Below are 25,757 nucleotides of genomic sequence, written 5' to 3'. Positions count from 1 at the left end.
CGATCGCAGGTGTTGCGGAACAGATCTCGCCGCGGGCTCGCTGTAACCTCTCCCGCTTGCGGGAGAGGTCGGCGCGTAGCGCCGGCTGAGGGCTTTCTCCTCTAGGGGGTTGTCCCAATGCGGAGACACCCTCTCCCCAACCCTCTCCCGCAGGCGGGAGAGGGAGCGCAGTCCCGTCGCGGCTGCTATTCGACTCGCGCCTCATTCGAGCTCGATCGCGAAGGGGCGGCCTTCCACCATCATCGCGCCGGGGCCCATCTCGTCGAGCGCGCGCAGCATGCGGCCGTTACGTCCGAGCGCATGATCGGCGAGGCTGACGATGCGCCGGTTCGGCGAGGCGATCGGCGAGGCCGCGCGAATCTTCCTGGCGATCTCGATCTCGTCGCGATTCGGATTAAGCGCGCAAACGGCCGCGAACGCACTGGCAGTGGAGCGGCTGATCCCGGCATAGCAATGCACCACCAGCGGGGCGCTGCGGTCCCAGCCGCGCACGAAGTTGAGCACCTGCTCGATATGCGTCTCCGACGGCGCGACGAAGCCGTCCATCTCCTCGGTGATGTCGTCCATCGACACCTTGAGATGGTTGGCCGGGAGCACCGACACGGGACGCGCCACCTGCTCGACATTGGCCATCACGGTCAGCACGTGGCTGGCCTTGGTGAGGCGGACGGTTTCGGGAAGCGCGGCGAGGGAACAGACGTGGATCATGGCGAACCTTTTTCTTGATTATAGCCGCGGCCGTTGGGTGGGCAAAGCGAGGCGTGCCCACCACTTTTGTCGCAAACGCGAAGTGATGGTGGGCACGGCGCAAGAGCGCCTTTGCCCACCTTACAAGACTCACGCAAACACGGCGCCAAACCGCTCCAGAAACTGCTTCTCGGCCCGCGCCGCGGTCCAGGGCGTCAGATAGTCGCGTCGGACGCTGTCGGAGAGACCCGGATCCTTGCCGAACAGGCGCCGCGCTTCGCTCGCGCTGAAGCCGGCGAGCTCGGTTGCCTCGAGATAGGCCGCGCCGCGATCGGCGGCCTTGATGGCCTGCGTGATGTCATCAGGCAAGACCGGCGGCAAACCGAAGCGGATATGGATGGCGCCGAGCAGCCGCTTCTCGACGACCTTGTAATGACCGTCGAGCACGGCCTTGAACGGCGAGATCATGTCGCCGATCACATATTCCGGCGCATCATGCAGCAGGGCCGCGAGCCGGACGCGCTGGTCGACGCGGGGTATCTCATGGCGCAGCACGGTCTCTACCAGCAGCGTATGCTGTGCGACCGAAAAAATGTGCGCTCCGAGGGTCTGTCCGTTCCAGCGCGCCACCCGCGCCAGGCCGTGCGCGATGTCGCCGATCTCGATGTCGAGCGGGGAAGGATCGAGCAGATCGAGCCGCCGGCCCGACAGCATGCGCTGCCAGGCGCGGACCTCTTCGTTGCGCGCTGCCTTCTTCGCCGTCATTTGGCCTTGAGGCGCAGCTTGCGCTGGGTCTTGCTGCAGGTCGCATGACAGTGGCAGTCGACCAGGTGGTCGTTGACCATGCCGGTCGCCTGCATGAAGGCGTAGACGATGGTCGGGCCGACGAATTTGAAGCCGCGCGAGGACAGCTCCTTGGAGATCTGCACCGACAGCGGCGTCGAGGCCGGCACGCTTGCCGTGGTCTTGAACTGGTTGACCTTCGGCCGTCCGTCCATGAAGTCCCACAGCAGCTTCGAGAAGCCCGGGCCCTTCTCCATGATGTCGAGATAGGACTTTGCGCTTAGGATCGCGCCTTCGATCTTGGCCTTGTTGCGCACGATGCCGGCATCGTTCATCAGCGCGTGAACCTTCTTGGGCGTGTAGCGCGCGATCTTCTCCGGCTGGAAATCGTCGAAGGCTTTGCGGAAATTGTCGCGCTTGCGCAGGATCGTGATCCAGGACAGGCCGGCCTGGAAACCGTCCAGCATCAGCTTCTCGTATAGCGCGCGGTCGTCGTATTCCGGCACGCCCCATTCGGTGTCGTGATAGGCGACATAAAGCGGATCTTCGCCCGGCCAGGGGCAGCGGGTCAGGCCATCGGGATGCAGGCGGGCCGCGCGGCTCATGCGATGGGCTGCTTGGCTGGAATGCGAACGACGTCTGGTTCAGCCAGCGTCAAAGCCAGCCCCCCAGCGGTGAGCGGCTGGCCTGCATCGAGTGCATCGGCGACACGATCGATGCGCACCAGCGCGATGCCCTTGCCGCCGGCCGTCGAGCCGATGGTGCCGACCGGCTTGTCGCCGGCGAGAATGGTTGTGCCAGGCTCGGGCGAGGCGTCTTCGAGCAGCACCTTCACGCTGCGCGTGCGCGCGGTGCCGCGATGCTGCATGCGCGAGACGACCTCCTGGCCGACATAGCAGCCCTTGTCGAAATCGACGCCGGCGAGGCGATCCATGTTGGTCTCATGCGGGAACGCATCGCTGTACATGAAATCGAGCCCGCCGCGCGGCACGCCGAGCGCAATGCGGTGCGCCTCGTACTCGGCTGCATCGACCAGCTCGGCGCCAATGAGATCGGACAGTTTCTGCTTGAGATCTTCCGGGACCAGGATGCGGTAGCCGAGCCCCTCAGCCCGCGGATCGGCAAAGGCAAGGTCAGGCTGCGCCGCCGGCTCGCCGTCCCACGCCGCGAGCACGCCGAGGTCGAGCTTGTCCACGGTGACCTTGGCGCGCAGCTTGTAGAATTTCAGCTTGGTGGCGAGGGTGTCCGCCAGCGCTTTCGGGCAGTCGATCAGGAACCCGCCGCCGTGGCCCGCGGGCGCTTCCGTGATCAGGAAATCCACGATGATCTTGCCCTGCGGCGTCAGCAATGCGCCGAATCGCCCCAGACCAGGCTTCAGCCTGTCCAGGTCGGTGGTGACGAGGCCATTGAGGAAGCTGCGTGCATCCTCACCCGCGACTTTGATCACGCCCCGGTCGGGAAGAAACGCCGATTTCATGCGAAAATCTCTTGCGACATGTTGCTCCGGAACGTAAGCCCGCAACGCATAAACGACAAGACCTCGAGCCCTGCGCTTGGGGATGAGAGAGGCCCAATGACCCAGCATTTCGATGTGATCCTCAAGGGCGGCACCGTAGTCAACCAGGACGGCGAGGGCGTCCGCGATATCGGCATCACGGGCGGTCGCATCGCCGAGCTCGGTCCGCTATCGCAAGACTCAGCCGCCGAGGTGATCGACTGCAAGGGCCTGCACGTCCTGCCCGGCGTGATGGACACGCAGGTGCATTTCCGCGAGCCCGGGCTGACGCACAAGGAAGACCTCGAGACCGGCTCGCGCAGCGCCGTGATGGGCGGCGTCACCGCCGTGTTCGAGATGCCCAACACCTCGCCGCTGACCGTGACGGAGGCCGAATTCACCGACAAGGTGAAGCGCGCCCATCACCGCATGCATTGCGATTTCGCCTTCTTCATCGGCGGCACCCGCGAGAACGTCCAGGTCCTGCCGGTGCTGGAGCGCGCACCCGGCTGCGCTGGCGTCAAGGTGTTCATCGGCTCGTCCACCGGTGCGCTGCTGGTCGAGGACGACGAGAGCCTGCGCCGCATCTTCCAGGTGATCCGCCGCCGCGCCGCCTTCCACGCCGAGGACGAATACCGCCTCAACGAGCGCAAATCGCTGCGCATCGAGGGCGATGCGCGCTCGCATCCGGTCTGGCGCGACGAGACCGCGGCGCTGTTGGCGACGCAGCGCCTGGTCAAGCTTGCACACGAGACCGGCAAGCGCATCCACGTGCTGCACATCTCGACCAAGGAGGAGATCGAGTTCCTGCGCGACCATAAGGGCGTCGCCTCCTGCGAGGCGACGCCGCACCATCTGACGCTGGTCGCGCCGGAATGCTACGAGCGGCTCGGCACGCTGGCGCAGATGAACCCGCCGGTGCGCGGCGCCGATCATCGCGCCGGCATCTGGCGCGGCATCGAGCAGGGCATCATCGACGTGCTCGGCTCCGATCACGCTCCGCATACGCTGGAGGAGAAGCAGAAGATATACCCGGCTTCGCCCTCAGGCATGACCGGCGTGCAGACGCTGGTGCCTGTTATGCTCGATCACGTTAATGCGGGTCGGCTCTCGCTGGCGCGCTTCGTCGACCTCACCAGCGCCGGCCCTGCGCGCCTCTACAACATGGCCTGCAAGGGCCGCATCGCCGCCGGCTACGACGCCGACTTCACCATCGTCGATCTCAAGCGCAGCGAGACCATTACCAACAAATGGGTGGCGTCCAAGGCCGGCTGGACGCCGTATGATGGCGTTCGCGTCACCGGCTGGCCGGTCGGCACCTTCATTCGCGGCCGCCGCGTGATGTGGCAGGGCGAGCTGGTGACGGCCGCGCAGGGCGAGCCGGTGCGGTTTCTGGAGACGCTGAAGGCGTAGGGGCGGCAAGCTCGTCATTGCGAGGAGCGAAGCTACGAAGCAATCCAGAATCGTTCCTCGGTGGCAGCCTGGATTGCTTCGCTTCGCTCGCAATGACGAGAGGAGAGGTCTACATTTCATTTCGAACGGGAGTGTAGTCCGATGTCCCAGCCATCATCTCTCATCACCACCGAACAGCTTGCCGCTCGCCTCGGCGATCCCGACCTGCGCCTCTACGACTGCACGACCTATCTTGAGCCCGCGCCGGAAGGCGGCGTCGTGCCTTATCGCGCAGTTCCCGGTGACAAGACGTTCGCCGCCGGCCACATCCCGGGCGCCGATTTCCTCGACCTGCAAGGTGAGTTCTCGGACACCTCGTCGCAACACTTCTTCATGATGCCCGATGTCTCCCAGCTGGAGGCCGCCTTCGGCCGCCACGGCCTCGATGCGGGCAAAACAATCGTGCTCTACAGCATCGGGACGATGATGTGGGCGACACGGTTCTGGTGGATGCTGCGCGCCCTCGGCATCGATGCCCACGTGCTCGACGGCGGCTTCGACAAATGGCAGCAGGAGGGGCGGCCGGTCGAGACGGGCGCGCCGAAGGGCTATCCAGCGACGACCTTCAAGGGGGCACCGCGCGCAGGCTGCTTCGTCGACAAGGAAGCCGTGCTGGCGAAGATCGGCGATCCCGCAACCGTCATCGTCAACGCGCTCGGGCCGCAGTTTCACCGCGGCCTCGAGCCGAGCCGCTATGGCCGTCCGGGCCGCGTTCCCGGCAGCGTCAACGTTCCCGCAGCCACACTCGTGAATGCCGACAAGACGGTGACGAATCTTGCGGATGCGCAAGCGAAGTTCGCCGCCCAGGGCGTCACGCGCGAAAAGAACGTGATTCTTTATTGCGGCGGCGGCATCTCGGCGACGATCGACCTCTTGCTGCTGACGCAGCTCGGCTACGACAAACTGACGCTCTACGACGCTTCGATGGGCGAATGGGCGAGGGATCCGGCGCTGCCGACCGAGACGGATTAGGTTTGCTGACGCTTCCCTCAGTGAAAGATCCCATTTGTCCTGCACAAGAGGTCGTCATGCCCGGGCTTGTCCCGGGCATCCACGTTCTTTCATGCTGGCGGCAAGACGTGGATGGCCGGGACAAGCCCGGCCATGACGATGTGGAGACTAGTGTGGCCAACGCGCACTGCTCATATGCGATAGCCCTTCCTCCAGGAGAGGGTAAGATCGGGGCAAGAAATCTCGGAACCTTTGCCCTGGGCCTGCATCCAATGTCCGAAGCCAAGGGAGCTAACCGCCATGCCAGGGACCGCAGCCGGCCTGACCGCCGGCGCCAGGACGTCGGAAGCCGCGCTGGTGGACCGCGCGCGGCGCCGCGACGAGGCCGCTTTGCGCGAGATCATGCAGGCCAATAACCGCCGGCTCTTCAGGCTCGCCCGCGGCATCCTGCGCAGCGACAGCGACGCGGAGGACGTGGTGCAGGAGACCTATGTCCGCGCCTTCACGCACCTCGATGGATTTCTTGGCGAGTCGGCGCTGTCGACGTGGCTATCGCGCATTGCCATCAACGAAGCGCTCGGACGCACACGCGGTCGCAAGCCGCAGGTCGAGCTGGGATCGGTGCCGGAGGCAACGCTCGAAGCGCAAATCATCCAGTTTCCGCTTTCGTCCGCCGCGACTGATCCGGAAAAGTCCATGGCCCAACGCGAGATCCAGCGTGTCGTCGAACGCGCGGTCGATGAACTGCCCGAGACCTTCCGCATGGTCTTCATTGCGCGGGTGATGGAAGGGATGAGCGTGGAGGAGACCGCCGAGCTGCTCGGCATCAAGCCCGAGACCGTGAAGACGCGGTTGCACCGTGCGCGTACGATGCTGCGCGAGAACGTCGAGAAGAAGATCGGTCCGGTCGTGATGGATGCGTTTCCGTTCGCTGGTGAGCGTTGCGAGCGCCTGACGGAGGCCGTGCTCAGGCGCCTTGGCATCGGGGCGTAAATTTCTCGGGAACGTTCGCTCGAAATTGGCATCCAACCTGTGCAAGCAACAGTCCGGAACGTTTCCGGCCCACAGGAGTGTCAAGTCATGTTGATCCGATGGAGCGCGGCGACCGTCGCGGCGATGATCTTGTCGTGTCCCGTATTGCTGCAAGGCGCCAGCGCAGCCGACAAGCCCACCGATCCCCAGATCGCGCATATTGCCTACATCGCGGGCGTGATCGACATCAACGCCGCCAAGCAGGCGCAGAAGAAGGCCAAGAACAAGAACGTCAAGGCGTTCGCCGAAGACATGCTGCGCGACCACGAAGCAGTCAACAAGCAGGCCCTCGCGCTCGTCAAGAAACTGAACGTCACGCCGGAGGACAACGACACCAGCAAGGCGCTCTCGAAGCAGGCGGCAGACAAGCTGGCCGAGCTCGAGAAGCTCGATGGCGTGGCGTTCGACAAGGCCTACGTCGCCAACGAGGTCGCCTACCACAAGGCAGTCAACGGCGCCTTGGAGACGCAACTCATTCCGTCTGCGAGCAATGCCGAGCTGAGGAGCCTGCTGCAGACCGGGCTGAAGATCTTCCAAGGTCATCAGCAGCACGCCGAGCATGTTGCGGCCGAGCTGAAATAGGAGCCTCGCATGATGCCGGGACGTCTCGCTTCGATCGCGCTTGCGCTCGTCCTCCTGTCGACGATCGTCCCGGCACGCGCCGCGACGATCGAGATTACGATGGACAATCTCGTGATTGCTCCGGCTGAAGTATCGGCGAAGATCGGCGATACCATCACCTGGGTCAACAAGGACGTCTTCGCCCACACCGCCACCGCCAGGAACGGCGATTTCGACGTGATGCTGCCGCCGATGCAATCGGCGACGTCAGTTCTGAAGAAGGCTGGAATGGTCGAGTATTACTGCCGCTATCATCCCAACATGAAAGCGACTCTCAAGATCGAGCCGTGACCGAGGGAGAGAGCGCGTTCCCGACTCTGTCGGGAACATGTCCCGGTCATCGCGAGACTAATGCTTGTCTGCCGGCAACGGCTTCCGTGCGATAAGAGCGGCAGACTTCGCGACGACTTTCGCAGAGTCATTCATCCGTCAACTGGCCCCGCCCGCGTGGCGGGGTCATTTTCAGGCGGCTTACTGCTTCAGGACGGCTTACTGCCTGCAGATGCCGACCGAGAATTCGCCGTTGCGGATGCGGCCGGGAAAGCCCTCGACGAACTTCGCAACCGCGTCCTCGCCATAAGTGCCGACGAGCTCGGCGAGGGCCGCGAACAGGCTCGCCTGCGCCAGGCAGTCGCCGTCGACGCCGTCATGACGCGCCTCGGCCCAGGCCTCGTTGAGATAGCTCAGTGCGGCCTGTTTCTGCTCGTGATCGGGCAGCGGCGCGCGGGCGGGGGCGTAGGAAATCGGCTGGCTCATGAAACTCGGTCAGGCTGGGGCGCGATCCACGGCGATGCGCTGTGCGAGAGGTGTAGCACGGGCGTTAACGACCGCTAGGCCACATCTTTAAGAACGGTTAACGGCTGTGAACAAAGTCGATGACAGGGTTCCAGTCACGCACATGCGTCGACCGCGCCGTCGTTCCGGGGCGCGCCTCGCGCAAGCCCGGAATCCATCGGGCATCAGAGACGGTGGATGAATGGATTCCGGGCTCTCGCTTCGCGAGCCCCGGAATGACGGGGTAGCTAGTTCGCGTAGCGCGCCGTGAGATCGCGCGAGATCTTCGAGCCTTCCTCGATGTAGCGGCGGATCGCCACCATCGCGGCCGGCGTGCAGCTGCGATAGGTCTGCTGAAAACCGTTATAGCCGCGATTGAAGCCGGCGATCATGCGGGTGCGGCGCTCGCCGGAGGGGGTCTCGGCATCGATCAGCGCCTGCATCTCGTTGCGCCATTTGTTACCCTCATTGGCCCCGCAGATGCCGCGGAGATAGTGCAGGCCGCCGAGGATCTCGGCCAGCCGCTGCAGTTCGCCGTCAAACGGCGCCGCCACGTCCTGGGCCCTCGCAGGCACGGAGGCGCAGGCGAGAATCAGGACAAAAATGGCCAGAAATCGCGACGACATCGGCGGCTGTATGCCCCCTCGGGACGGCTGGCGCAAGGCGGGCCGTCAGGCCCCAAGCAGCCGGTGAGCGGACTGGATGACCTCCTCCAGCCCCCCGGTCAGCTTGAGGTCGCCGAGGCTTGCCAGGGCGCCAGGGGCGATCCAGCGGTAATCGTCGAGTTCGTCGTTCAGCGCCGGCTCCCGGGCCGTCCAGCGCGCGGCAAAGGACATGATCAGGTAATGGCCGGCGCCGGTCGCGGCCGGCAGCACCTCGCGCCAGCCGGCGAGGCCAATGATCTCGATGCGAAGGCCGGTTTCCTCGTCGACCTCGCGGCTCAGGGCCTGATGCAGCGATTCGCCGAACTCGACCCGGCCACCCGGCAGCGAATAGAAGCCCTTGGCCGGCGAGCGGGCGCGGCGGACCAGCAGCACCTTGCCGTCGCGGAAGATCGCCGCGCTGACCGCAAGCTGGGGATGGGCAGGATGGACGATTGCGGCCAATCGCGTCACCTATCCGGATGAATTCGCCATGATGGTGTCGACGTCGGCCTCCGCGCCACCATTGATGATGCCGCCGCAGGCTGCGATCAGCGGCTTGACCCAAAGCGTGGCCTGCTCGGCGAGGCGGACGCGCGTCGTGTCCTTCTCGACCTCGCGCATGGCCGAGCCGACCGCGGTCAGGATCGAGGTCATGGTATCCGTCAAGTGGTCGAACTGGGCACGCACGTTGGGATCGGCTTTCTCATAGGCTTCGATCGCCAAATCCCGCGCCTTGAAATTCGACGCCGTGAAATGCTCGGCATAAGACAGCGGCGTCCAGGTCAGGAAGTCTTCGGCGCATTCCGGCATATCCGGCACCATTTCGAGCAGCATCACGGCTTCATTGAAATGGTTGAGATAGTCGGTGGCAAGCCCGGTCCGCGGATTGATGTTGGCCACGCGCAGCCGCTCGGCCCAGGCGGTCGCCTCAGGGCCCGTCTGTACATGCGTCCGCGCGGGTTGGGAGGCCGTTGAGCTCATCTGCCGCAGTGTTAACGTTCGGGGTTAAAAGGACCTGAACGGACCCTATATAGGCCTCCAAGGATGTGTGGACGCTTCGTCATAACTTCGGCCCCCGCGGCTTTGCGGCAACTGTTCGGCTATGTCGAGCAGCCGAATTTCCCGCCCCGGTACAATGTCGCTCCGACGCAACCGATTCCGGTGGTGCTGCTCGAGAACGGCGCCCGCCATTTCCGCCTGATGCGTTGGGGCTTGTTGCCCGGCTGGGTCAAGGATCCCCGTGGGTTCACGCTCCTGATCAACGCCCGCTCCGAGACGGTGCTGGACAAGCCTGCGTTCAAGACTGCGATTCGCCGCCGGCGCGGCCTGATCCCGGCCGACGGCTATTACGAATGGAAGACCGAAGGCGGCCGCAAGCAGCCGTTCTTCATCCACCGTGCCGACGGCGAGCCGCTCGGCTTTGCCGCTGTGTTCGAGACCTGGGTCGGGCCGAACGGCGAGGAACTCGACACGGTCGCGATCGTTACCGCCGCGGCGGGCGAGGATCTCGCCGCGCTGCATGACCGCGTGCCCGTCACCATCAGCCCGCGCGACTTCGAGCGCTGGCTCGACAGCAAGGGCGACGAGATCGACGCGATCCTGCCCTTGATGAAGCCTCCGCGCGCCGGCGAATTCGCCTGGCACCCAGTCTCCACCCGCGTCAACCGCGTCGCCAATGACGACGAGCAGCTCGTGCTGCCGATCAGCGCGGAGGAGATCGAGGCGGAGGCCGAGGCGGCGAAGCCGAAGAAGCCGACGCGGAAGGTTGCGGCAGCGTCATCAGATGACGGGCAGGGGTCGTTGTTCTAGGTGCGGTGCCGTAGGGTGGGGAAAAGGCGCAACGCGCCGTGCCCACCATCTCTCGGTCGTCCGCTGCGCGATGGTGGGCACGCTTCGCTTTGCCCACGCTACAGCAGCGGTGTTCTAAACAATCTCCCGCGCCCGCAGCCCCGCGATCTCCGCCGCATCGAATCCCAGCTCGCCCAGCACCGCGTCCGTATCCGCGCCCAGCTCCGGTGCCATGCGATCCAGCCTGCCGCCGCCATGGGCGAGCTTGAAGCCGCTGCCGGCAAAGCGCAGGCGGCCGAATTGCGTGTCCAGCTCCTGGATCGCGCCACGCGCCTTGATTTGCGGATGGTCGATGACCTCCTCGACCTTCCAGATGCTGGCGCAGGGCGCGCCGGCGTCCTCCAAGATCGTCTCCCATTCGCGTGCCGGCCGTTTTGCCAGCGCTTGCTCGATGATGGCGCGCAGCGCGCCCTCGTTCTCGTTGCGCGAGAACCAGTCCGCAAAGCGCGGATCTGACAGCGTGTCCTCGCGGCCGAGCGCAGCCATCAATGCGCGGTACTGCTTCTCGTTGTTGACGGCGAGCAGGATATGGCCGTCGCCGCACTTGAACAAATTTGCCGTGGTCCGGCGGCTCACTGCCTGGTTGCCCGACAGCTGCTGCCGATGGCCGGCGACAGACCAGTCCGCAATCTGGCCGGAAAGAAACGCCAGCGTCGCCTCCAGCATGGAGACGTCGATCAGCTGCCCCTTGCCGGTGCGGTCGCGCTGATACAGCGCGCTCGAGACACCAAAAGCAGCGGTGGCGCCCGAGAGCACGTCGCACACGGCAAAGCCCGCGCGCGTCGGCCCCGTCTCGGGGTGGCCGGTGATCGCCATGATGCCCGACAGCGCCTGCATCTTGCCGTCATAGCCGGGCCGCAGGCGGTCCGGCCCGGTCTGGCCGAATCCCGACACCGCGCAATAGATCAGCTTCGGGTTGACGGCCGACAGCGCCTCGTAGCCGATGCCGAGCTTGTCCATCACGCCGGGGCGGAAATTCTCCATGACCACGTCGACGCGGCCTGCGAGCTTCTTCACGATCGCGATCGCCTCCGGCTTCTGCAGATCGAGCGTGAGGCTGCGCTTGTTGCCGTTGACCGCCTGAAATGCCGGCGCCAGCCCGCGCTCGGCCCATTCGCGGCTCAGCGGCGTGCGGCGCATGTCCTCGCCCTCGCGCCGCTCGATCTTGATGACGTCGGCGCCCAGCAGTGCGAGCTGGTAGCTCGCATAGGGGCCGGCCAGCACTTGCGTGAAATCCAGGATCTTCACGCCCTCGAACGGTCGCGTCACGTCGCTCTCCCTCGGCTTGTTGTTGTTGGAGGACGTCAAGCATGATCCGGAAAAGTGCGAAGCGGTTTTCCGGAAAGATCATGCGCAAACAACAATCTGAAGCGCGATGATGATTCTTCCGAATCTCAACGCGCTTCAGGCGGCGCGGTTGCCGCGCGCAATCTCCTTCTGCTTGTCGAAATCGGCGCGGCGCCGCGCCAGCTCTTCAGGCGAGAGCTGCGCGACATTGTTGTAGTCGAGCTTCCACGACGCGTCCTCGCTCCAGCGCAGCGGCGATTGTATCGTGGTCTGCGGACCGCTCGCGGTCTCCAGCAGTCGGAGCGCCAGCTCGAGCGTCTGCGCCTGCGAGGCGATGTCGTGCGGCTTGCCGGCGGAATTGCCGAGCGGGAAGTCGGAGAACAGGAAGCGCGGCACGGCCGCGTGCTCGACGATGTCCTTGGCGCAGCCCATGATCACGGTCGGGATGCCATTGCGCTCCAGGTGCCGCGCCACCAGCGCCGTGGTCTGGTGGCAGACCGGGCAGTTCGGCACCAGCACCGCGACGTCCACCTTGTCCGCGAGGCAGCGCGCCAGGATCTCCGGCGCGTCGGTGTCGAGCGTGACGCGATGGCTGCGGTTGGTCGGCGCGCCGAAGAAGCGCGGCGCGACTTCGCCGATGCGGCCGGCGGCGGATGCCTTCAACAGCTGCGGTAGCGGAAACCAGGTGCCGCTGTCGGTGGCCGACGTGTGCTTGCGGTCATAGCCGATGTGCGAGATGCGCAGATCGTGCTCTTTCGACGTGTCGCCGTCATAGACCTGATAAAACTTCGCGCTGCCATTATACGCCGCACCCGGCCCCTGGTCGCCCTTGGCCGCATCGTATGGCGCAGCGGTGGTGATGATGGTGACGCGCGACTGAGCCAGCGGTTTCTTCAGCGGCTGGAACGGCGCCTCGGTGTAATGCGCCCAGCGGTACGGCGTGGTGTAGCCGATCGCCGCGTAATAATCCCGGGTGCGCTGCATGTAGGGGACGGGGGAATCGTAGTCGGGCGCAAAGCCGAATTCGTCGTCGCGCGGAGCAGACATGGCGCGTCTCCTGGTTCTTGGTTGGGCCAGACTAGAGATAGTTGCGGGGTTGCTCAACGGGGGAGGGAGGATGCAGGACAGAGTTGCAGTTGAGGATAGCGCGGCGCGGACGGTGCCTCTTACCCTCCCCTGGAGGGGGAGGGTCGATCGCGCGTAGCGCGAGCGGGGTGGGGTGATCTCTCCACTCGGGCACTGTTGGAGGTGGAGAGACCGTCACCCCACCCCGGCTCACATTTCGCTGCGCTCAATGTGAGCCGACCTTCCCCCTCCAGGGGAGGGTAAGCACACCTACCTGAACACATGCAGCGCCACATACTGCAGCAGCATGATCGCCTTGGCGTCGATGATGCGGCCGTCGGCGATCATCGCGAGGGCCTCGTCGATGGACAACTCCAGCACCTCGATGTCCTCGCCCTCGTGTTCGAGGCCGCCCCCATCGCTCACCCGCATCTCGGGCTCGTATTCGGCGACGAAGAAATGCAGCTTCTCGGTGATGGCGCCGGGGCTCATGAAGGCCTCGAACACCTTGTGGACGTGGTGCAGGCGATAGCCGGTCTCTTCCTCTGCCTCGGCCCGGATGCGCTCCTCGGGCTCGGCGTTGTCGAGCACACCGGCGGCCGCCTCGATCAAGAGGTCGTCGTAACCGCGGATGAAGGCCGGCAGGCGGAACTGGCGCACCAGGATCACGGTCCGTCGCGCAAGATTATACGGCAGCACGGCGGCGGCATTGTCGCGCTCATAGGTCTCGCGGTGCTGGGTCTGCCACTCGCCGTTGGCGCGCCGGTACTCGAACGTCGTGGTCTTCAGCGTGGTCCAGCCGTCCGAGAGCACGCGGACGTCCTTGATGCGGACGCGGTCGGAAATGGTCATGAGGTCTCTCTCTTCTTCACCTCTCCCCGCTTGCGGGGAGAGGTCGGATCGCCCTTGCGGTCCGGGTGAGGGGGTACAGATCCGTCGACGGTCCCACGTGCGGAGAGAGGCTCCTCACCCCAACCCTCTCCCCGTAAGAACGGGGCGAGGGGGCGCAGTTGCGTTCGCGGCCGCATCCCGAACTCAATTGCTTGCCGTAGTCGCGCGGCCGTCGAGCCACTTCTGGAACATCACGGATGTCGACAGCTCGAAGCCGAGCGAGCCATAGAACGCGTTGGCCTGCGCGTTCTCGCGGCGGACCAGGAGCTGCAGCTTTGCAATACCCGCACGCCGCAGCCAGTTCTCGGCGGCTGCCATGATAATGCGGCCGTAGCCACGCTTCTGACAGCTGGGATCGACGGCGACGTAATAGACCCAGCCGCGATGGCCGTCATGGCCGACCATCACGGTGGCGAGGATCGCGCCATTGTCGCGGCCGACCAGCACGGTGGAATTGTCGCGCCGCCGCGCCAGTGCGATGTCGGCATGGGGATCGTTCCAGGGCCGCGTCAGGCCGCAGCGCTGCCACAGCGCGACCACGGCCTCGACATCGGGGTCGGTGATCGCATCGATCGCAAGGGAAGAGCTCACAGCACCTTCCCCGGATTCATGATGCCGAGCGGATCGAGCATCGCCTTGATGGAGCGCATCAGCTCGATCGCGGTCTTGTCCTTTACTTGCGGAAGCTCGTCGCGCTTGAGCACGCCGATGCCGTGCTCGGCCGAGATCGAGCCGCCCATGCGCAGCACGATCTCGAACACCACCGCGTTCACATCATGCCAGCGCGCGAGGAAATCGGCGGTGTCGGCGCCGATCGGCTGGCTGACGTTGTAATGCAGATTGCCGTCGCCGAGATGGCCGAACGGCACCGGCCGGGCGCCGGGGATCAGTTTCACCACGGCCGCATCGGCTTCCGCGATGAATTCGGGCACGGCCGCAACCGGGACGGAGATGTCGTGCTTGATCGAGCCGCCTTCCGGCTTCTGCGCCGCCGACATCTCGTCGCGCAGCTTCCAGAACGCGCCGCGCTGAGCGAGGCTCGCCGCGATCACGGCGTCGTCGACGATCTCCTCCTCCATGGCACGGCCGAGGATCGTCTCCAGCAGCGTGCGGGCATCCTCGCTCGGCGATGACAATTCCATCAACACGTACCAGGGATGCTTCTCTGCGAGCGGATCGCGCACGTCGATGCCGTGGCGGACCGAGAAATCCACCGCCAGCTCCGACAGCAGCTCGAAGCTCGTCAGCGCGTTGGCGGCTTCGCCTTGCGCGATGGTGAGCAGCCTCAAGGCCGCCGCCGGCGATTTCAGCCCGACGAAGGCGGTTTCGATCGCCCGTGGCTTCGGAAACAGTTTCAGCGTCGCCGCGGTGATGATGCCGAGCGTGCCTTCGGCGCCGATGAAGAGGTTGTGCAGATTGTAACCGGTGTTGTCCTTCTTCAGCTTCGACAGTGAATTGAGCACGCGCCCGTCGGCGAGCACCACTTCCAGGCCCAGCGCCATCTCGCGCGCGACGCCATAGGCGAGCGCCGCGGTGCCGCCGGCATTGGTCGAGAGATTGCCGCCGATGGTGCAACTGCCTTCGGCCCCTAACGACAGCGGAAACAGCCGGTCGACCTCGGAGGCCTTGGCTTGCGCGATCTGCAGCACCACGCCGGCCTCACACGTCATGGTGTTGGAGGCGGTATCAACTTCGCGGATCTTGTCGAGCCGGCGCAGCGACACCACCACCTCGCCATTGTGCGGCGTCTGGCCGCCGACGAGCCCGGTGTTGCCGCCCTGCGGCACCAGCGCGATGTTGTGCGCGGAGGCGAGCTTGCAGATCGCGGAAACCTCCGCCGTCGAGCCCGGGCGCAGCACCAGCGGCGAGCGGCCGTGGAACAGATTGCGCTCCTCGGTGACGTAAGGCTCGATGTCAGTCGGGTCGGTGATGGCGTGGCGGTCGCCGACGATCTTGCGGAATTGCTCGATCAATTCGGGCGCAAGCGGCGGGGTGGCAGGCTTGTTGATGTTCATGTCCTCGTCTCTTGCTTCAACGCGCCACCGCGGCGCGGCGCAGCCTGTCGTTGATCGCCTCGCCCAGACCATCTTCGGGAATCGGCATCACCGCAATCGCCCGCGGCGCTTTTGCATCGAGGCTGCGAAGATAGCCGAACAGATTGGCGGCGGCTTCATCGAGATCGGCGGTGGGCGACAAATTCATGACGGCCGAGGCGGCGTCAAGACCGGGCAGGCGCTCCGGGCCGAACGCCAGCAGCGCATCGCCCGGCGCGACCTCGCGTGCGTTGAGCCGCACAAGGGCGCGCGGCGCGTAATGCGAGGCCAGCATGCCCGGGGCCAGCGGCTGGCTGTCGTCGCTGTCAGCCTCCACCGGCGGCCGCGCCAGCTTCGCGCCCAGCACAGCCTCGATCCGCTCGCGCGATAGCCCGCCGGGACGAAGCAGCATCGGCGCGTCGAAGCAGCCGATGATCGTCGATTCCACGCCGACCATAACAGGCCCGGCGTCGATGATCAGGTCGATCCGCCCGGCAAGGTCGCTCTCGACATGGGCGGCGAGCGTCGGCGAGACGTGGCCGGAGATGTTGGCCGAGGGCGCCACCACGGCGCCGCCGAAGGCGCGCAGGATCGCCTGCGCGACGGGATGGGCGGGGATGCGGATCGCCACCGTGTCGAGGCCGGCCGTGGCGAGATCCGCCACCGGGCAGTCCTCGGTCTTGGGCACCACCAGCGTCAGCGGCCCCGGCCAGAACGCCTCCGCGAGCGCCAGCGCGCGCGCATCGAACCGCCCGATCCGCCGCGCGGCTTTGAGATCCGCGACATGCGCGATCAGCGGATTGAACGCCGGCCGGCCCTTGGCGGCGTAGAGATGGGCGATCGCGACCGCATTGGCAGCATCCGCCCCGAGCCCATAAACCGTCTCAGTCGGGAATGCGACCAGCCCGCCGGCCGCAAGTCGCCGGGCGGCGGCTTCCGCGCCGGCCTCGCCGGCCGGCAATATCAGCGTTTCGACACCCGTTTTCACAGGGATAAAATTCCTCATCTCGGCCGCTTGCAGTGCGTCAAGCCCGACGCTATAAGCCGCCTTCTTGTCGGAGTGTGGCTCAGCCCGGTAGAGCACTGCGTTCGGGACGCAGGGGTCGCAGGTTCGAATCCTGCCACTCCGACCAGAAATCATTAGGTTTTTCCTTCTGATCGTTGGTCCTTCCCGAGTCAACCACCGTTTCAACCACCGAAACATATCGGGCCTTTTGGCCAATGGCCGTGGCCGCCCCCTGCAGAAAGTCTGGGTGGTGGTGGCCGTACGTGTCCTGCAGGACCTCGGGGGACATGCCCAGAAACCCAGCGGCCTCCCAGATGGGCACGCCGCGCTGCATCAGCCACGTCGCAGCAGTATGGCGCAGGGTGTGCGGTGTCACCTTCCCTGGTAGGCCGGCAAGCCCCACAGCGGTCTTGAAGCCCTTCTTCACCGAGGCGACGGGCTTGCCGTTAAATTCAACGAAGCACTCCGCGATCAGCTTGCGGTTCCACCAGCGTCGAAGGTGGGCAAGGAGCCGAGGCGGTATTGGCGCCGGCGTCTGGCGCTTCTTCGTCGTGCGTTTGCCGATCACCTTGCGATAAAAAATGCCGCGCTCCAGATCCACGTAGGACCGTCCAGGCATGGCATAGGGCGACGCCGTCGCTATCGCACCTGCCCGAGTGCCGGTGTACAGGCCAATCAACACAAACCGCGCGATATGGCGCAGCGGCCTGCGGCTCGTGGCGACCGGGTCGCCCTTGGAGGTCCCTGAGTGTACCGTCTGTTTCTCGCGATGCCGCCAGCAGTGCCAAAGCAATGCGGCGGCCTCTTTGCGGGTCAGCCAACGGTCGCGCGACTCTCCCTTGGGAGGCAGCGACACGCGTACCACGCCGCGGTGGAAGCCTTCCTTCGCGTGGTGATTGATCGCCGCGCGCAGCGTCTCCAGATCGCGGCGTGCGCCGCCTGGGCTACCACGATGCTTGGCATATCCGGCACAGGACTGCGCGTTGACTTGGGCGAGCATCTTGCCGCCCCAGTATTCGTTCAGGCGCTCGATCCGAGGTTCAATTTCATGTTGCTCGCCAGGCTCGCCGATGTCCGTCAGATAGATTGACAGCACATCGGCGCAGTCTATCACCTCTATGTCCCGTCTGGTTCGCTCGGGTTGGTACTTGCGTGCGATGTAGTCCGCGAGTGCTTGCTCTGCTTCTTGAGGCGGCTTTGTTCCAGACGCGCTCGCAAGGCATCCCGTGGCGATATGTCGATGGCCGTCCTTGATGATCCAGACGGCTTTGGCGACGAGCTTACCGTCCCGGTAGCGCGGCTTGCGCTTGTAGAGCCGAGCTCCCTTGCTTGGACGCGGCATAACTCTCTCATCTGATCAATGTTGTTGAGTGTCGTGAAATCCTTGTTCGCGATTCTTTCTACAATTAGCCTTCCGCGCGCAGCCTCTCTTCTCAAGCCAGACGCGGTCATAGTCCCGTCAGGAAACGCAAGGCGAGCCGCAACTTGAAGCCTTAGGGGCGCGTTGCGGTCGATGTCCCTGCGGTCGAGCCGTTTAGGCACTCAACTCCGCGGCTAATGCCGCGCAAAGTAATCATAGGTGGCTCCATGCTAGTTTCATCTTAGTCATCGTCATCAGCTTGGTTTTTCGCAATCAGGTAGGCGTGCCTCTCAAAGTCGAAGGTACCGTTACTAACCTGCTCCAGCTCGCCTGCGAGCTTCTTAGAGCTCAGTCGAACCCAATTCTCGACGACATCAACGCGCACTAGCGCGTAAAGACCTCCCGCGAAGAAAATTGCCCATCCCGCTCTGGCCAGCCATTCGTGAACGTCTCTCAATAGATCGTCCGTTATGCGGTTGCGATGCCACAATCGCTTAAGCGTAATTTCCGAGAGGCGAAATCGAGTGATCTCCTTTGCTCGGTTTTCGCCAGAGCGCGCCAGTAGAAGCAGCAAAATGGCGCACTCTTGAGCGTCTGGAAAATGAAACCGACCCTTTGTCATCACTACCTTCTATCACTTATTTATGTTATTTCAAGTAGAATATATGGCCAAAATTTCGAACCTAGGTCGCAATTTTTTGACAAACTAGAGCTTAGGTGTTCCTGAGTATTCGCCCCGAGAGAAAGCTTTTAAGGAGAAACCGAAATGGCATTTGGAAAGAAGCGTCTTCGCCGGAAGAAGATGAACGGGTTAGCTGGAGCGCCAGCACGGCGAAAGAAGAAAGAGAATTTGATGGCGAAGCAACAAAAAGAGCTGGGCCAGTTCAAAGAAACACATCCTGAGTTCGGAGAGGCTCTTGATGAGATCCGTTCCAAAGCAGCTGATGGCTATCAGCGAGAATGCGATTATGACGTGGCTGATCATTTGATGGATGTGTTCGAGCTGATTTTGAATGCGGGCGCGCAGCGAAAGGTGCTGCTGCGTGAGCTCGATGCAATCTTCTCTCGCCGGTCTGGGTCCAACAGATATTTGAGCCTGTTGAAGGCCGCATCGGTGAATGGCTATAGCGAGAAGCTCTGTACCCATACGACGAAGGCCGCCTGATCGATACATGCGCGCGGGCGTGGCGAGCTCTATGATGGGGTTGCGTGAAGGTCAGGCGGCCTGCTGACCGGCGGGCTTGCCGGCTTGACCCAGGAGCTTCCATTCCCAGGGCAGCAGTTCGTGCAGACGCGATGCGGGAAGGTCGGCGATACGGGCGAGGACGTCGGCGAGCCAGGCCTTAGGATCGACCTCGTTGAGGCGACAGGTCGTGATCATCGTCAGGATGATAGCGGCGCGGTCGGCGCCGCGCAGGCTGCCGGCGAAGGTCCAGTTGCGCCTCCCCAACGCGATGCCGCGCAACGCTCTTTCAGCGGCGTTATTGCTGAGGCAAATCCTGCCATCGTCGAGGAAGCGGGCGAAGTCGTCCCAGCGCCTGAGCATGTAGTTCATGGGTTTCAGGACCTCGGAGGAGCGCGAGAGGGTTTCTCGCTCGCAGAGCAGCCAGTCGTGCATATCGTCGAGCAGCGGCTTGCTCTGCTCCTGGCGCACGGCACGCCGCTCGTCGGCGCTGCGGCCGTTGATGGCGCGCTCGATCTCGAACAGCGCATCGAGGCGTCTGACAGCTTCCAGTGCGATCGGGGAGACCGGTTTGCCCTTGCGGCCTTCCCTGGCATTCTTCTCGACGTCGGCCAATTCGAAGAAGCGCCGCCGCGCATGGGCGAAGCAGAATGCCGGCGTGATCGGCATGGCTTTCTTTTGCGGGTCGAACAACGGCTCGAAGCCGCTATAGCAATCCGCCTGCAGAATGCCGGCGAAGGCGGCCAGATGCTTCTGGGGATGTTCGCCTCGTCGGTCGCTCGAGGCGTAATAGATCGCCGCCGGCGGCGCAGGCCCACCGTAGGGCCGATCGTCGCGCACATAGGTCCAGATCCGGCCGGTCGTACACTTGCCCTTCGCCAGGATGCGGATGGTGGTGTCGTCGCCATGCAGGCGCTCGGCCGACAGCACATGGCGCTCGATCAGCTGGAAGAGCGGCACGACGGCGAAGGTTCCGTGGCCGACCTGGTCGGCCAGGGTCGACAGCGGCAGGTCGATCCTCTCGGCCTTAAAGCGCACACTCTGGCGGTTAAGCGGGATATGCATGCCGAACTTGTCGAACAGGATCGTCGCCAGCAATTGCGGACCGATGAAGCCGCGCGGCGTGGCATGGAACGGTGCCGGCGGCTGGCTGATCTTCTCGCAATCGCGGCAGGTGAACTTTTCCCGCACCGTCTCGATCAGCTTGAACCGGCGCGGGATCTCCTCCAGCGTCTCGGTTACATCCTCGCCCAGCTTCGCCAGGCGCGATCCGCCGCAGCAGGCACAGCTCGTCGGGGCCTCGATGACGACGCGCTCACGCTCGATGTCGTCAGGCCACGGCTTGCGCACCGGCCGCCTGCGCGTGAAGGAACGCACGGCGTGGGTTTTCGTCGCTGCGGCCTGAGCGGCAAGCTCGTCCTCACTCGCCGTGGTAATGAGTTCTTCGAGCTCCAATTCCAATTGCTCGATCAGCCGCGCCGTGCGCTCCGAGCGCTGCCCGTACAGTTCGCGTTTGAGCTTCTCGATCCGCAGCTCAAGATGCGCGATCAGCGCCGCGTTATCCGACAGCTCCGCCCGCGCCCTGGCAGCCATCGCCTCGGCTCGCAGCCGGGCCTCACGCTCGGCTTGCAGCGCTGCCAGGGCACTGACAAGGTCCGACGGAAGATCGTCCGGCTTCGATATCATGAAGCCATTGAATCAGATCAAGCAGCAGATTCAACCAAAAACGGCTATCCGATCCGCGTCGGACGCTGGGCTTCTTGCGGGTTGCGCCAATCGATTCCGGACAACAGGTAGCTCATCTGCGCCGGTGAGATCGTCACTGCTTCGCCCGCAACCGATGGCCAGATGAACCTTCCTCTCTCGAGTCTTTTGGTGAACAGGCATGCTCCTTGGCCATCGTGCCAGATCACCTTCACAAGATCGCTTCGGCGACCGCGGAAGACGAACAGATGACCGCTGAGCGGATCCTTGCGCAGCACCTCCTGCACTTGGAGCGCCAACGACGGAAAGCCTCGGCGCATGTCCGTGTAGCCTGTCGCGAGCCACACTCGCGCGCCCGTCGGAACCGGGATCATCGGCGTACCAAAGCATCGAGAACACGACGTAGCGCGTCTCCATCAACCTCGCCATCGACCCGGATGCGGTGTCCGCTACCAAGGTCGATCTCGATGATGCCCTGGCTCCTCCGTCGACGCGCCGGCGCCGCCGTCAATGGCGCTTCGGTCAGATTGTGCGGCGGCACAGACGATCCAATCTCGACCGGCACGAACGGCGCTATACTCGCTTCAGCGTGCTTGCAAAGCTCCTTGCGCCACCTGAACAGCTGGCTCACATGAAGCCCGGCCCTGCGAGCCACCTCGGAAACACTGGCGCCGGGCTCGAGCGATGCTGCAACAAGCCGTTCTTTCTCATCCTGCGACCACCGGCGCCGCCGCTCGACCGATGTGATCACCTCCGCCCGCGAAATCGTCATAGCGCTTCTCCTAGGATTATCCCTAGGACCTGCAGCCATCGCGTTCGTCAAACAAGGCGGCCTTTGGCGCAGGGATACGAAGCTCTTGAGCAAGAATGCTAAGAGAGTGCAGGGGGCAATCAAAGAGGGTATCAAGCCGGACAACTTCGAAGAATATCGAAAGAATTTCGGCAAGCCCGGCACCAGATCGCCTAGAGCCTAGCGAAGATCGATTCAGCTCCTCGAGGTGTCACCTCGGGGAGCTTGGCGCCACGAGTAGTACCGATTAGCGAGATGTACCACAAAAGATATGTTTCTCCGCGGGCGGGCTATTTGGCTTCTTGTTATTGTTGTTGACACACTTCATCTTCGATATTGCACGCTTTGAGCCCGTTCTGCAGCGTTTTGAATGAGAATTGCAAGATTTGCGCAAACTAAAACGTCGATTTTCGACCTTGTAAATGATCGTCATCCCCCAACAAAGGATGACGTCAATGTCTCTTTTCAAGCACGCTCTTATTCAACAGCACGAAGACGACGCTGTCGGCGAGCTTCTTATCGCCTTCGAGACTTCTCGTAAGCGCCATCTTGTCGATGAGGATGATGAGGATCTTGTCGTCTCAGGAGACGGTGCCAGTCTCAGTGCCGTTAATAGCGATGCACGGCTATGCTGGGCTCATTTCCTCTGCAGAGAAATGGCTGGTCTTCTCAGCTACGACGACGTTTTTCGAAGTATTAATCAGCCGGTGTTCCTGGTCACTCTAGTCGATATAGGTTGCGCCAGAGCCTCGAACGAGTTCAACGTTGACCTAAAGCCGATGGTCCGACGATTGGGCAAAGGTCTCCACGATTGCAATTATATCGGATTGATCGAGCCGGGGCTCTATCCCTATATCGCCACCGTTGGTGCGAGCCTTGATCGCTCGCAATGTGTATCTTGGCATCTCCACGCTCTCGTGTGGGGAATAGATGCCAAGAGACTAAAGCGCCTCGTTGCCAAACTGAACCGTACCAAGAAATACATTCCTATCTCTCCTGACCAAACCGGGGTTGATGCACGGCGCGTGCGAGACGGAGAGTTTGCTGAGACGTTGGCCTACCTTCTTAAACGACCAACCATGGCGTACCGGCTCGCGAAAGGCGAAAAGCCCAATTCCTCCGGAGAGATCAAGTTCCATCAGTATGAGGGCAACATGCGTCCGGGGGAACGTCTCACGAGTTATCTGCAGATGAGGCATCTTTCTCTGCCGGATCTTTGGATCGCATCAGGCGACGGCAAAAAGGTTCTCAAGGCGACAATACGGCAGTGTCGCATGGCCATTCGTCGTTTCGAGCGAGCATCCACGGGGAAACAGTCGCGCTTCGGGCGCAGAGGTGGGCTTTTCGATCTTGTAAATGATCAATAGCAGCATCGATTTCATCGCTCGCCGCTGGTCTTCAACCCAATTGCAATCGCAGGCACCGACCTCGCCTCAGGCGACGCCTACTGCGTGCCGGTATCAAGGTATAAAATCATGTCATTTCATCGCATGAACACGGCGGGCTTGTTCAAGCTGAACAAAGAGCAGCGAGAGGCCGTCAACTACGGCATCAAGGGCGGGAAGGCGACGCAGCATCGCCCGTTATTGATTGTTGCTGGCGCTGGGACCGGAAAGACCCGCGTGTTATCAGCTCGCGCCGGTCGCTTGATCTCTTGCGGTGCCAAACCGGAACGAATGTTTGTGGCTACGTTTACTCGAAGGGCGTCTCAGGAGCTGGTCGAACGCGTTCAGTCGACCATCAGGGCCGAATTGGATGGAGTATCGGTCCGCTTGCCCTACGCCGGTACGTTTCATTCGATAGCCAACAATTTACTGCGGGAGTTCGCCTCCCAAATCGGTCTGACGAAAATGTTCACCGTCTTAGATCAAGAGGATGCGAAGGACCTCATGGACATTGTCCGTATGGGTTCAGGAAAAGCCGATGACGAAAAGGCGCTCCCTTCGACGGAAGTATGCTGTGACGTATTCGCGTACAGTAGAAACGCCAATCTGTCGCTCAGGGCAACGCTTAGCAGGCGATTTCCGAGTTTGATACGACATCGTCGACCATTGGCGACCATCTTCAAGAGGTACGTTAGAGCCAAGCTCAAGCGGAATTGTGTAGACTATGACGACCTGCTTGTTCATCTCGCAACGCTGCTTCGCAAGCCACGAGTGGGGGATACGCTTCGAAGGCGCTTCGACTATGTCTTAGTCGACGAATTCCAGGACACGAACAGGCTACAATTCAAGATCGTAAAGCTCTTGAAGCCAGACGGGCGAGGTGTGACGGTCGTCGGCGACGATGCGCAAGCAATCTATTCGTTCCGAGCGGCCACGGTGAAAAACATTCGCACTTTCCCGACAAGCTTTGCGTTGTGCACAAAAGTCGTCTCTCTCGCGAGGAACTACCGGTCGACGTCCAAGATATTGAAGGCATCTAACGCTGTGATCTCCTTGGCTGACGACGCTTTCGAAAAGAAGCTGTGGTCGAAGCGGAAATCGCACCAGCTACCCATCCTAACTACGGTTAAGGACGAGAGAGGTCAGGCCAGGCATGTTGTGAAGACAATCCTTTCCTTGCAGGAGCGACGAGTGAAGCTTAAGCAGCAGGCCGTCCTGGTCAGGACGTCGCATGAAAGCGCACTCCTCGAAGTTGAACTCCAGAGATCAGGGGTGCCATTTAGAAAATGGGGCGGCCTCAGGTTCTTGGAAGCCGCCCACATTAAGGATGTTCTGGCAGTACTTCGATGGCACGAAAATCCCAGAGACCAACTAGCTGGTTTCCGCGCTCTCTTGCTCTTGGATGGGATCGGCAAGGTAACTGCGCATCGAGTTTTGAAGCGATTCGACGGAATGGCCCCGCACAGTCTGTTAAGACAGGCGGATATGCCCGCGGCAGCACAGGGGCGGGTGAACAAATTTAGGAGGCTTTCGGCAAAGCTATCGGCGTCAGAATGGCCCGCATCTTTGCACCATATTCTGAAGTGGTACCGCCGCCGTCTCAAGCGGAAATGCGAGAATAAACTAGAGAGCAAACTGGCAGACCTCGAGCAACTCGCGGTCTTCGGAGGGGAGTTTGAATCTGGTCAAGAGTTCTTGGCAAATGTCGCGTTGGATCCTCCCGCGATGGCCAAACGACGGTATTCAGAGGATGATCCCGAAGACGTTCTGACCCTCTCGACGATCCATAGCGCAAAGGGGTTGGAGTGGAGGTCGGTCATGATTCTCAATGTAATGGAAGGCTGTATACCTTCTGCGCGCGCCAAGAGTAGCGCAGCCCTAGAGGAGGAGCGTCGTCTTTTGTATGTCGCCATGACGAGAGCACGAGATCGGCTCGAACTGGTTTATCCGCGACGAAATTTTCAGCCTGATCCTCGAGCGGTGCCCGTGGCTACTGTGTTCTCCCGAAGGTCGCAATTCTTACCTCGATCCGTATCGTCTCGGTTCGTGCTCGAAAGCGGCTAGGATCCGCTCAAGCTCTGTGCGCGCTCCTTGCACGGCGGGCCTATAGACCAGAACGGCGAAGTGGCGCTCCGTCGCGAACTGGGGCCTGTTGCGGGCTGACGTGATCACTGCGACGGTTTAGCTTCAGCTTGCTGGCCAAATCGGCGCACCCTGCTATGCCGCCGTTCGCGCGGATAAAGCGGAGCAAGTCACTTGAAGCGACCTTCCTTGTGAGGGCAAACTCCATGGCGCGTGTCCAGCGACTTTTCATGCGCACATCCTGCTTGTCACACGTAGCTTCGATAATCGTGCGGATTGGATGCCAACTTGAGCGTACTGGCGACATCAATTCGCATGGGGCGATCTCGGCAAGAGAATCTAAGAGATCGTTCGAGGCGAATACCTCATAGGCACGGAATACCGCCCGCAGATATTTGTATTCGCTGAATTTGCCGCCCCTTGAGACCGAGCGGTCCCATGCTTTCCGAACCGTTTCGATTCGACTGACGATTTTCGCTTGAGTGGGAATGATCACCGCATTCTTCGAATTCATTCGAAGCTCCTGGTTTTGCTTCTGGCGTGCTAAATTAGCGTCGTGTCGATGAGCGCCGGGACAAAAGACTTTTGGGCGGTTATGTTGGGGATCTGGTCTGTCCTTGTAGAGCACTGCTCTTGATCGGAAGCGACGTCTGAAGCGACGTTTCAGGCGAAATGCGAGCGGCG

The 25,757-nt window shown here is 62.6% G+C and carries 29 protein-coding genes, 1 tRNA gene and 1 pseudogene; 11 read left to right on the top strand and 20 right to left on the bottom strand.

The annotated features are described in order from the left end of the window. Positions 1-201: 201 nt before the first annotated feature. The 4 genes from ABIA45_RS17685 to ABIA45_RS17670 all read right to left on the bottom strand — a co-directional run bounded on the left by ABIA45_RS17685 (position 202) and on the right by ABIA45_RS17670 (position 2,947). Entirely contained in the window at positions 202-708 is a 507-nt protein-coding gene (locus ABIA45_RS17685) for a tyrosine phosphatase family protein (protein ID WP_036038271.1), read from the bottom strand. A 129-nt stretch (positions 709-837) separates the two neighbouring features. Beyond that, positions 838-1,452: an HD family hydrolase gene (locus ABIA45_RS17680; protein WP_271542640.1), complete on the bottom strand. Its 615-nt coding sequence runs from the start codon at positions 1,450-1,452 to the stop codon at positions 838-840. Further along, positions 1,449-2,075 (bottom strand): DNA-3-methyladenine glycosylase I, encoded by a 627-nt coding sequence (locus ABIA45_RS17675; protein ID WP_036003631.1) that lies wholly within the window; start codon positions 2,073-2,075, stop codon positions 1,449-1,451. Before ABIA45_RS17675 ends, ABIA45_RS17680 begins: the two co-directional genes overlap by 4 nt. Next, positions 2,072-2,947, bottom strand: a complete 876-nt coding sequence (locus ABIA45_RS17670) for a folate-binding protein YgfZ (RefSeq protein ID WP_271542637.1) — start codon at positions 2,945-2,947, stop codon at positions 2,072-2,074. The genes ABIA45_RS17675 and ABIA45_RS17670 overlap by 4 nt, the downstream gene beginning before the upstream one ends. Positions 2,948-3,043: 96 nt before the next feature. Here ABIA45_RS17670 and ABIA45_RS17665 point away from each other — a divergent pair, with 96 nt between their 5' ends. The 5 genes from ABIA45_RS17665 to ABIA45_RS17645 all read left to right on the top strand — a co-directional run bounded on the left by ABIA45_RS17665 (position 3,044) and on the right by ABIA45_RS17645 (position 7,312). Continuing rightward, complete coding sequence (locus ABIA45_RS17665; protein WP_271542635.1) at positions 3,044-4,378, top strand: dihydroorotase; 1,335 nt, start codon at positions 3,044-3,046, stop codon at positions 4,376-4,378. A 141-nt stretch (positions 4,379-4,519) separates the two neighbouring features. After that, entirely contained in the window at positions 4,520-5,389 is an 870-nt protein-coding gene (locus ABIA45_RS17660) for a sulfurtransferase (protein ID WP_404652993.1), read from the top strand. 279 nt (positions 5,390-5,668) lie between these two features. Then, entirely contained in the window at positions 5,669-6,361 is a 693-nt protein-coding gene (locus ABIA45_RS17655; RefSeq protein WP_198399970.1) for an RNA polymerase sigma factor, read from the top strand. 87 nt (positions 6,362-6,448) lie between these two features. Further along, positions 6,449-6,982, top strand: coding sequence for a DUF4142 domain-containing protein (locus ABIA45_RS17650; protein ID WP_404652991.1), 534 nt, complete (start codon positions 6,449-6,451; stop codon positions 6,980-6,982). Positions 6,983-6,991: 9 nt separating this feature from the next. Beyond that, positions 6,992-7,312 carry a cupredoxin family copper-binding protein gene (locus ABIA45_RS17645; RefSeq protein ID WP_157286906.1) on the top strand — a complete coding sequence of 107 codons (321 nt, stop codon included), beginning with the start codon at positions 6,992-6,994 and terminating at the stop codon, positions 7,310-7,312. A 198-nt stretch (positions 7,313-7,510) separates the two neighbouring features. On the opposite strand, the gene ABIA45_RS17640 is transcribed toward ABIA45_RS17645, so the two are convergent. The 4 genes from ABIA45_RS17640 to ABIA45_RS17625 all read right to left on the bottom strand — a co-directional run bounded on the left by ABIA45_RS17640 (position 7,511) and on the right by ABIA45_RS17625 (position 9,420). Beyond that, positions 7,511-7,777 carry a hypothetical protein gene (locus ABIA45_RS17640; RefSeq protein WP_036003643.1) on the bottom strand — a complete coding sequence of 89 codons (267 nt, stop codon included), beginning with the start codon at positions 7,775-7,777 and terminating at the stop codon, positions 7,511-7,513. Positions 7,778-8,043: 266 nt separating this feature from the next. After that, positions 8,044-8,421: a TIGR02301 family protein gene (locus tag ABIA45_RS17635; RefSeq protein WP_036003646.1), complete on the bottom strand. Its 378-nt coding sequence runs from the start codon at positions 8,419-8,421 to the stop codon at positions 8,044-8,046. 45 nt (positions 8,422-8,466) lie between these two features. Next, positions 8,467-8,901, bottom strand: coding sequence for an NUDIX hydrolase (locus ABIA45_RS17630; RefSeq protein WP_271542626.1), 435 nt, complete (start codon positions 8,899-8,901; stop codon positions 8,467-8,469). A 9-nt stretch (positions 8,902-8,910) separates the two neighbouring features. Further along, positions 8,911-9,420, bottom strand: a complete 510-nt coding sequence (locus ABIA45_RS17625) for a hypothetical protein (protein ID WP_036003651.1) — start codon at positions 9,418-9,420, stop codon at positions 8,911-8,913. A gap of 63 nt (positions 9,421-9,483) precedes the next feature. On the opposite strand from ABIA45_RS17625, the gene ABIA45_RS17620 reads away from it, so the two are divergent. After that, the gene (locus ABIA45_RS17620) at positions 9,484-10,248 is read left to right on the top strand and encodes an SOS response-associated peptidase (protein WP_404652989.1); all 765 of its coding nucleotides are present in this window, start codon (positions 9,484-9,486) and stop codon (positions 10,246-10,248) included. A 114-nt stretch (positions 10,249-10,362) separates the two neighbouring features. On the opposite strand, the gene ABIA45_RS17615 is transcribed toward ABIA45_RS17620, so the two are convergent. From ABIA45_RS17615 to ABIA45_RS17590, 6 genes are all read right to left on the bottom strand, one after another. Continuing rightward, positions 10,363-11,556, bottom strand: a complete 1,194-nt coding sequence (locus ABIA45_RS17615; protein ID WP_404652988.1) for a CaiB/BaiF CoA transferase family protein — start codon at positions 11,554-11,556, stop codon at positions 10,363-10,365. Between the two features lie 135 nt (positions 11,557-11,691). Continuing rightward, complete coding sequence (locus ABIA45_RS17610; RefSeq protein WP_404652986.1) at positions 11,692-12,621, bottom strand: glycine reductase; 930 nt, start codon at positions 12,619-12,621, stop codon at positions 11,692-11,694. 288 nt (positions 12,622-12,909) lie between these two features. Then, positions 12,910-13,491, bottom strand: a complete 582-nt coding sequence (locus ABIA45_RS17605) for an NUDIX domain-containing protein (RefSeq protein ID WP_225188385.1) — start codon at positions 13,489-13,491, stop codon at positions 12,910-12,912. Positions 13,492-13,674: 183 nt separating this feature from the next. Then, the gene (locus ABIA45_RS17600; protein WP_404652985.1) at positions 13,675-14,121 is read right to left on the bottom strand and encodes a GNAT family acetyltransferase; all 447 of its coding nucleotides are present in this window, start codon (positions 14,119-14,121) and stop codon (positions 13,675-13,677) included. Beyond that, positions 14,118-15,545: an FAD-binding oxidoreductase gene (locus ABIA45_RS17595; protein WP_404652983.1), complete on the bottom strand. Its 1,428-nt coding sequence runs from the start codon at positions 15,543-15,545 to the stop codon at positions 14,118-14,120. The genes ABIA45_RS17600 and ABIA45_RS17595 overlap by 4 nt, the downstream gene beginning before the upstream one ends. Before the next feature lie 16 nt (positions 15,546-15,561). Then, positions 15,562-16,551, bottom strand: coding sequence for an L-threonylcarbamoyladenylate synthase (locus ABIA45_RS17590; protein WP_404543069.1), 990 nt, complete (start codon positions 16,549-16,551; stop codon positions 15,562-15,564). 68 nt (positions 16,552-16,619) lie between these two features. Here ABIA45_RS17590 and ABIA45_RS17585 point away from each other — a divergent pair. Beyond that, positions 16,620-16,696, top strand: a tRNA-Pro gene (locus ABIA45_RS17585). A gap of 171 nt (positions 16,697-16,867) precedes the next feature. Here ABIA45_RS17585 and ABIA45_RS17580 read toward each other — a convergent pair. Continuing rightward, positions 16,868-17,188, bottom strand: a pseudogene (locus ABIA45_RS17580) (tyrosine-type recombinase/integrase); the annotation flags it as partial. 129 nt (positions 17,189-17,317) lie between these two features. Here ABIA45_RS17580 and ABIA45_RS17575 point away from each other — a divergent pair. After that, positions 17,318-17,659, top strand: coding sequence for a hypothetical protein (locus tag ABIA45_RS17575; protein WP_404652981.1), 342 nt, complete (start codon positions 17,318-17,320; stop codon positions 17,657-17,659). A gap of 511 nt (positions 17,660-18,170) precedes the next feature. Here the strand turns inward: ABIA45_RS17575 and ABIA45_RS17570 are convergent. Next, positions 18,171-18,551, bottom strand: coding sequence for a hypothetical protein (locus ABIA45_RS17570; RefSeq protein ID WP_404652979.1), 381 nt, complete (start codon positions 18,549-18,551; stop codon positions 18,171-18,173). 144 nt (positions 18,552-18,695) lie between these two features. Between ABIA45_RS17570 and ABIA45_RS17565 the strand changes: the two genes are divergently transcribed. Then, positions 18,696-19,094 carry a hypothetical protein gene (locus ABIA45_RS17565; RefSeq protein ID WP_404652978.1) on the top strand — a complete coding sequence of 133 codons (399 nt, stop codon included), beginning with the start codon at positions 18,696-18,698 and terminating at the stop codon, positions 19,092-19,094. Positions 19,095-19,145: 51 nt separating this feature from the next. Here the strand turns inward: ABIA45_RS17565 and tnpC are convergent, their stop codons facing one another. From tnpC to tnpA, 3 genes are read right to left on the bottom strand one after another with little or no spacing between them, the layout of a single operon-like run. After that, entirely contained in the window at positions 19,146-20,798 is a 1,653-nt protein-coding gene (gene tnpC / locus ABIA45_RS17560) for an IS66 family transposase (protein ID WP_036046900.1), read from the bottom strand. 44 nt (positions 20,799-20,842) lie between these two features. After that, positions 20,843-21,190 carry an IS66 family insertion sequence element accessory protein TnpB gene (gene tnpB / locus ABIA45_RS17555; protein WP_370058181.1) on the bottom strand — a complete coding sequence of 116 codons (348 nt, stop codon included), beginning with the start codon at positions 21,188-21,190 and terminating at the stop codon, positions 20,843-20,845. Further along, on the bottom strand, positions 21,187-21,588 hold the full coding sequence (gene tnpA, locus ABIA45_RS17550; protein WP_036046964.1) for an IS66-like element accessory protein TnpA: 402 nt from the start codon (positions 21,586-21,588) through the stop codon (positions 21,187-21,189). The genes tnpB and tnpA overlap by 4 nt, the downstream gene beginning before the upstream one ends. Before the next feature lie 473 nt (positions 21,589-22,061). On the opposite strand from tnpA, the gene ABIA45_RS17545 reads away from it, so the two are divergent. Together ABIA45_RS17545 and ABIA45_RS17540 are read left to right on the top strand one after the other, a co-directional pair. Beyond that, complete coding sequence (locus ABIA45_RS17545) at positions 22,062-22,973, top strand: hypothetical protein (protein ID WP_404652976.1); 912 nt, start codon at positions 22,062-22,064, stop codon at positions 22,971-22,973. 108 nt (positions 22,974-23,081) lie between these two features. Continuing rightward, positions 23,082-25,055: an ATP-dependent helicase gene (locus tag ABIA45_RS17540; protein WP_404652975.1), complete on the top strand. Its 1,974-nt coding sequence runs from the start codon at positions 23,082-23,084 to the stop codon at positions 25,053-25,055. 40 nt (positions 25,056-25,095) lie between these two features. On the opposite strand, the gene ABIA45_RS17535 is transcribed toward ABIA45_RS17540, so the two are convergent. Next, positions 25,096-25,587: a hypothetical protein gene (locus ABIA45_RS17535; RefSeq protein ID WP_404652974.1), complete on the bottom strand. Its 492-nt coding sequence runs from the start codon at positions 25,585-25,587 to the stop codon at positions 25,096-25,098. Between the last annotated feature and the right edge of the window lie 170 nt (positions 25,588-25,757).

The organism is Bradyrhizobium sp. USDA 336, assembly GCF_044908355.1.
In the GTDB taxonomy this organism is placed as follows: Bacteria; Pseudomonadota; Alphaproteobacteria; order Rhizobiales; family Xanthobacteraceae; genus Bradyrhizobium; species Bradyrhizobium yuanmingense.
This window is presented reverse-complemented; position numbering and strand designations above follow the sequence as displayed.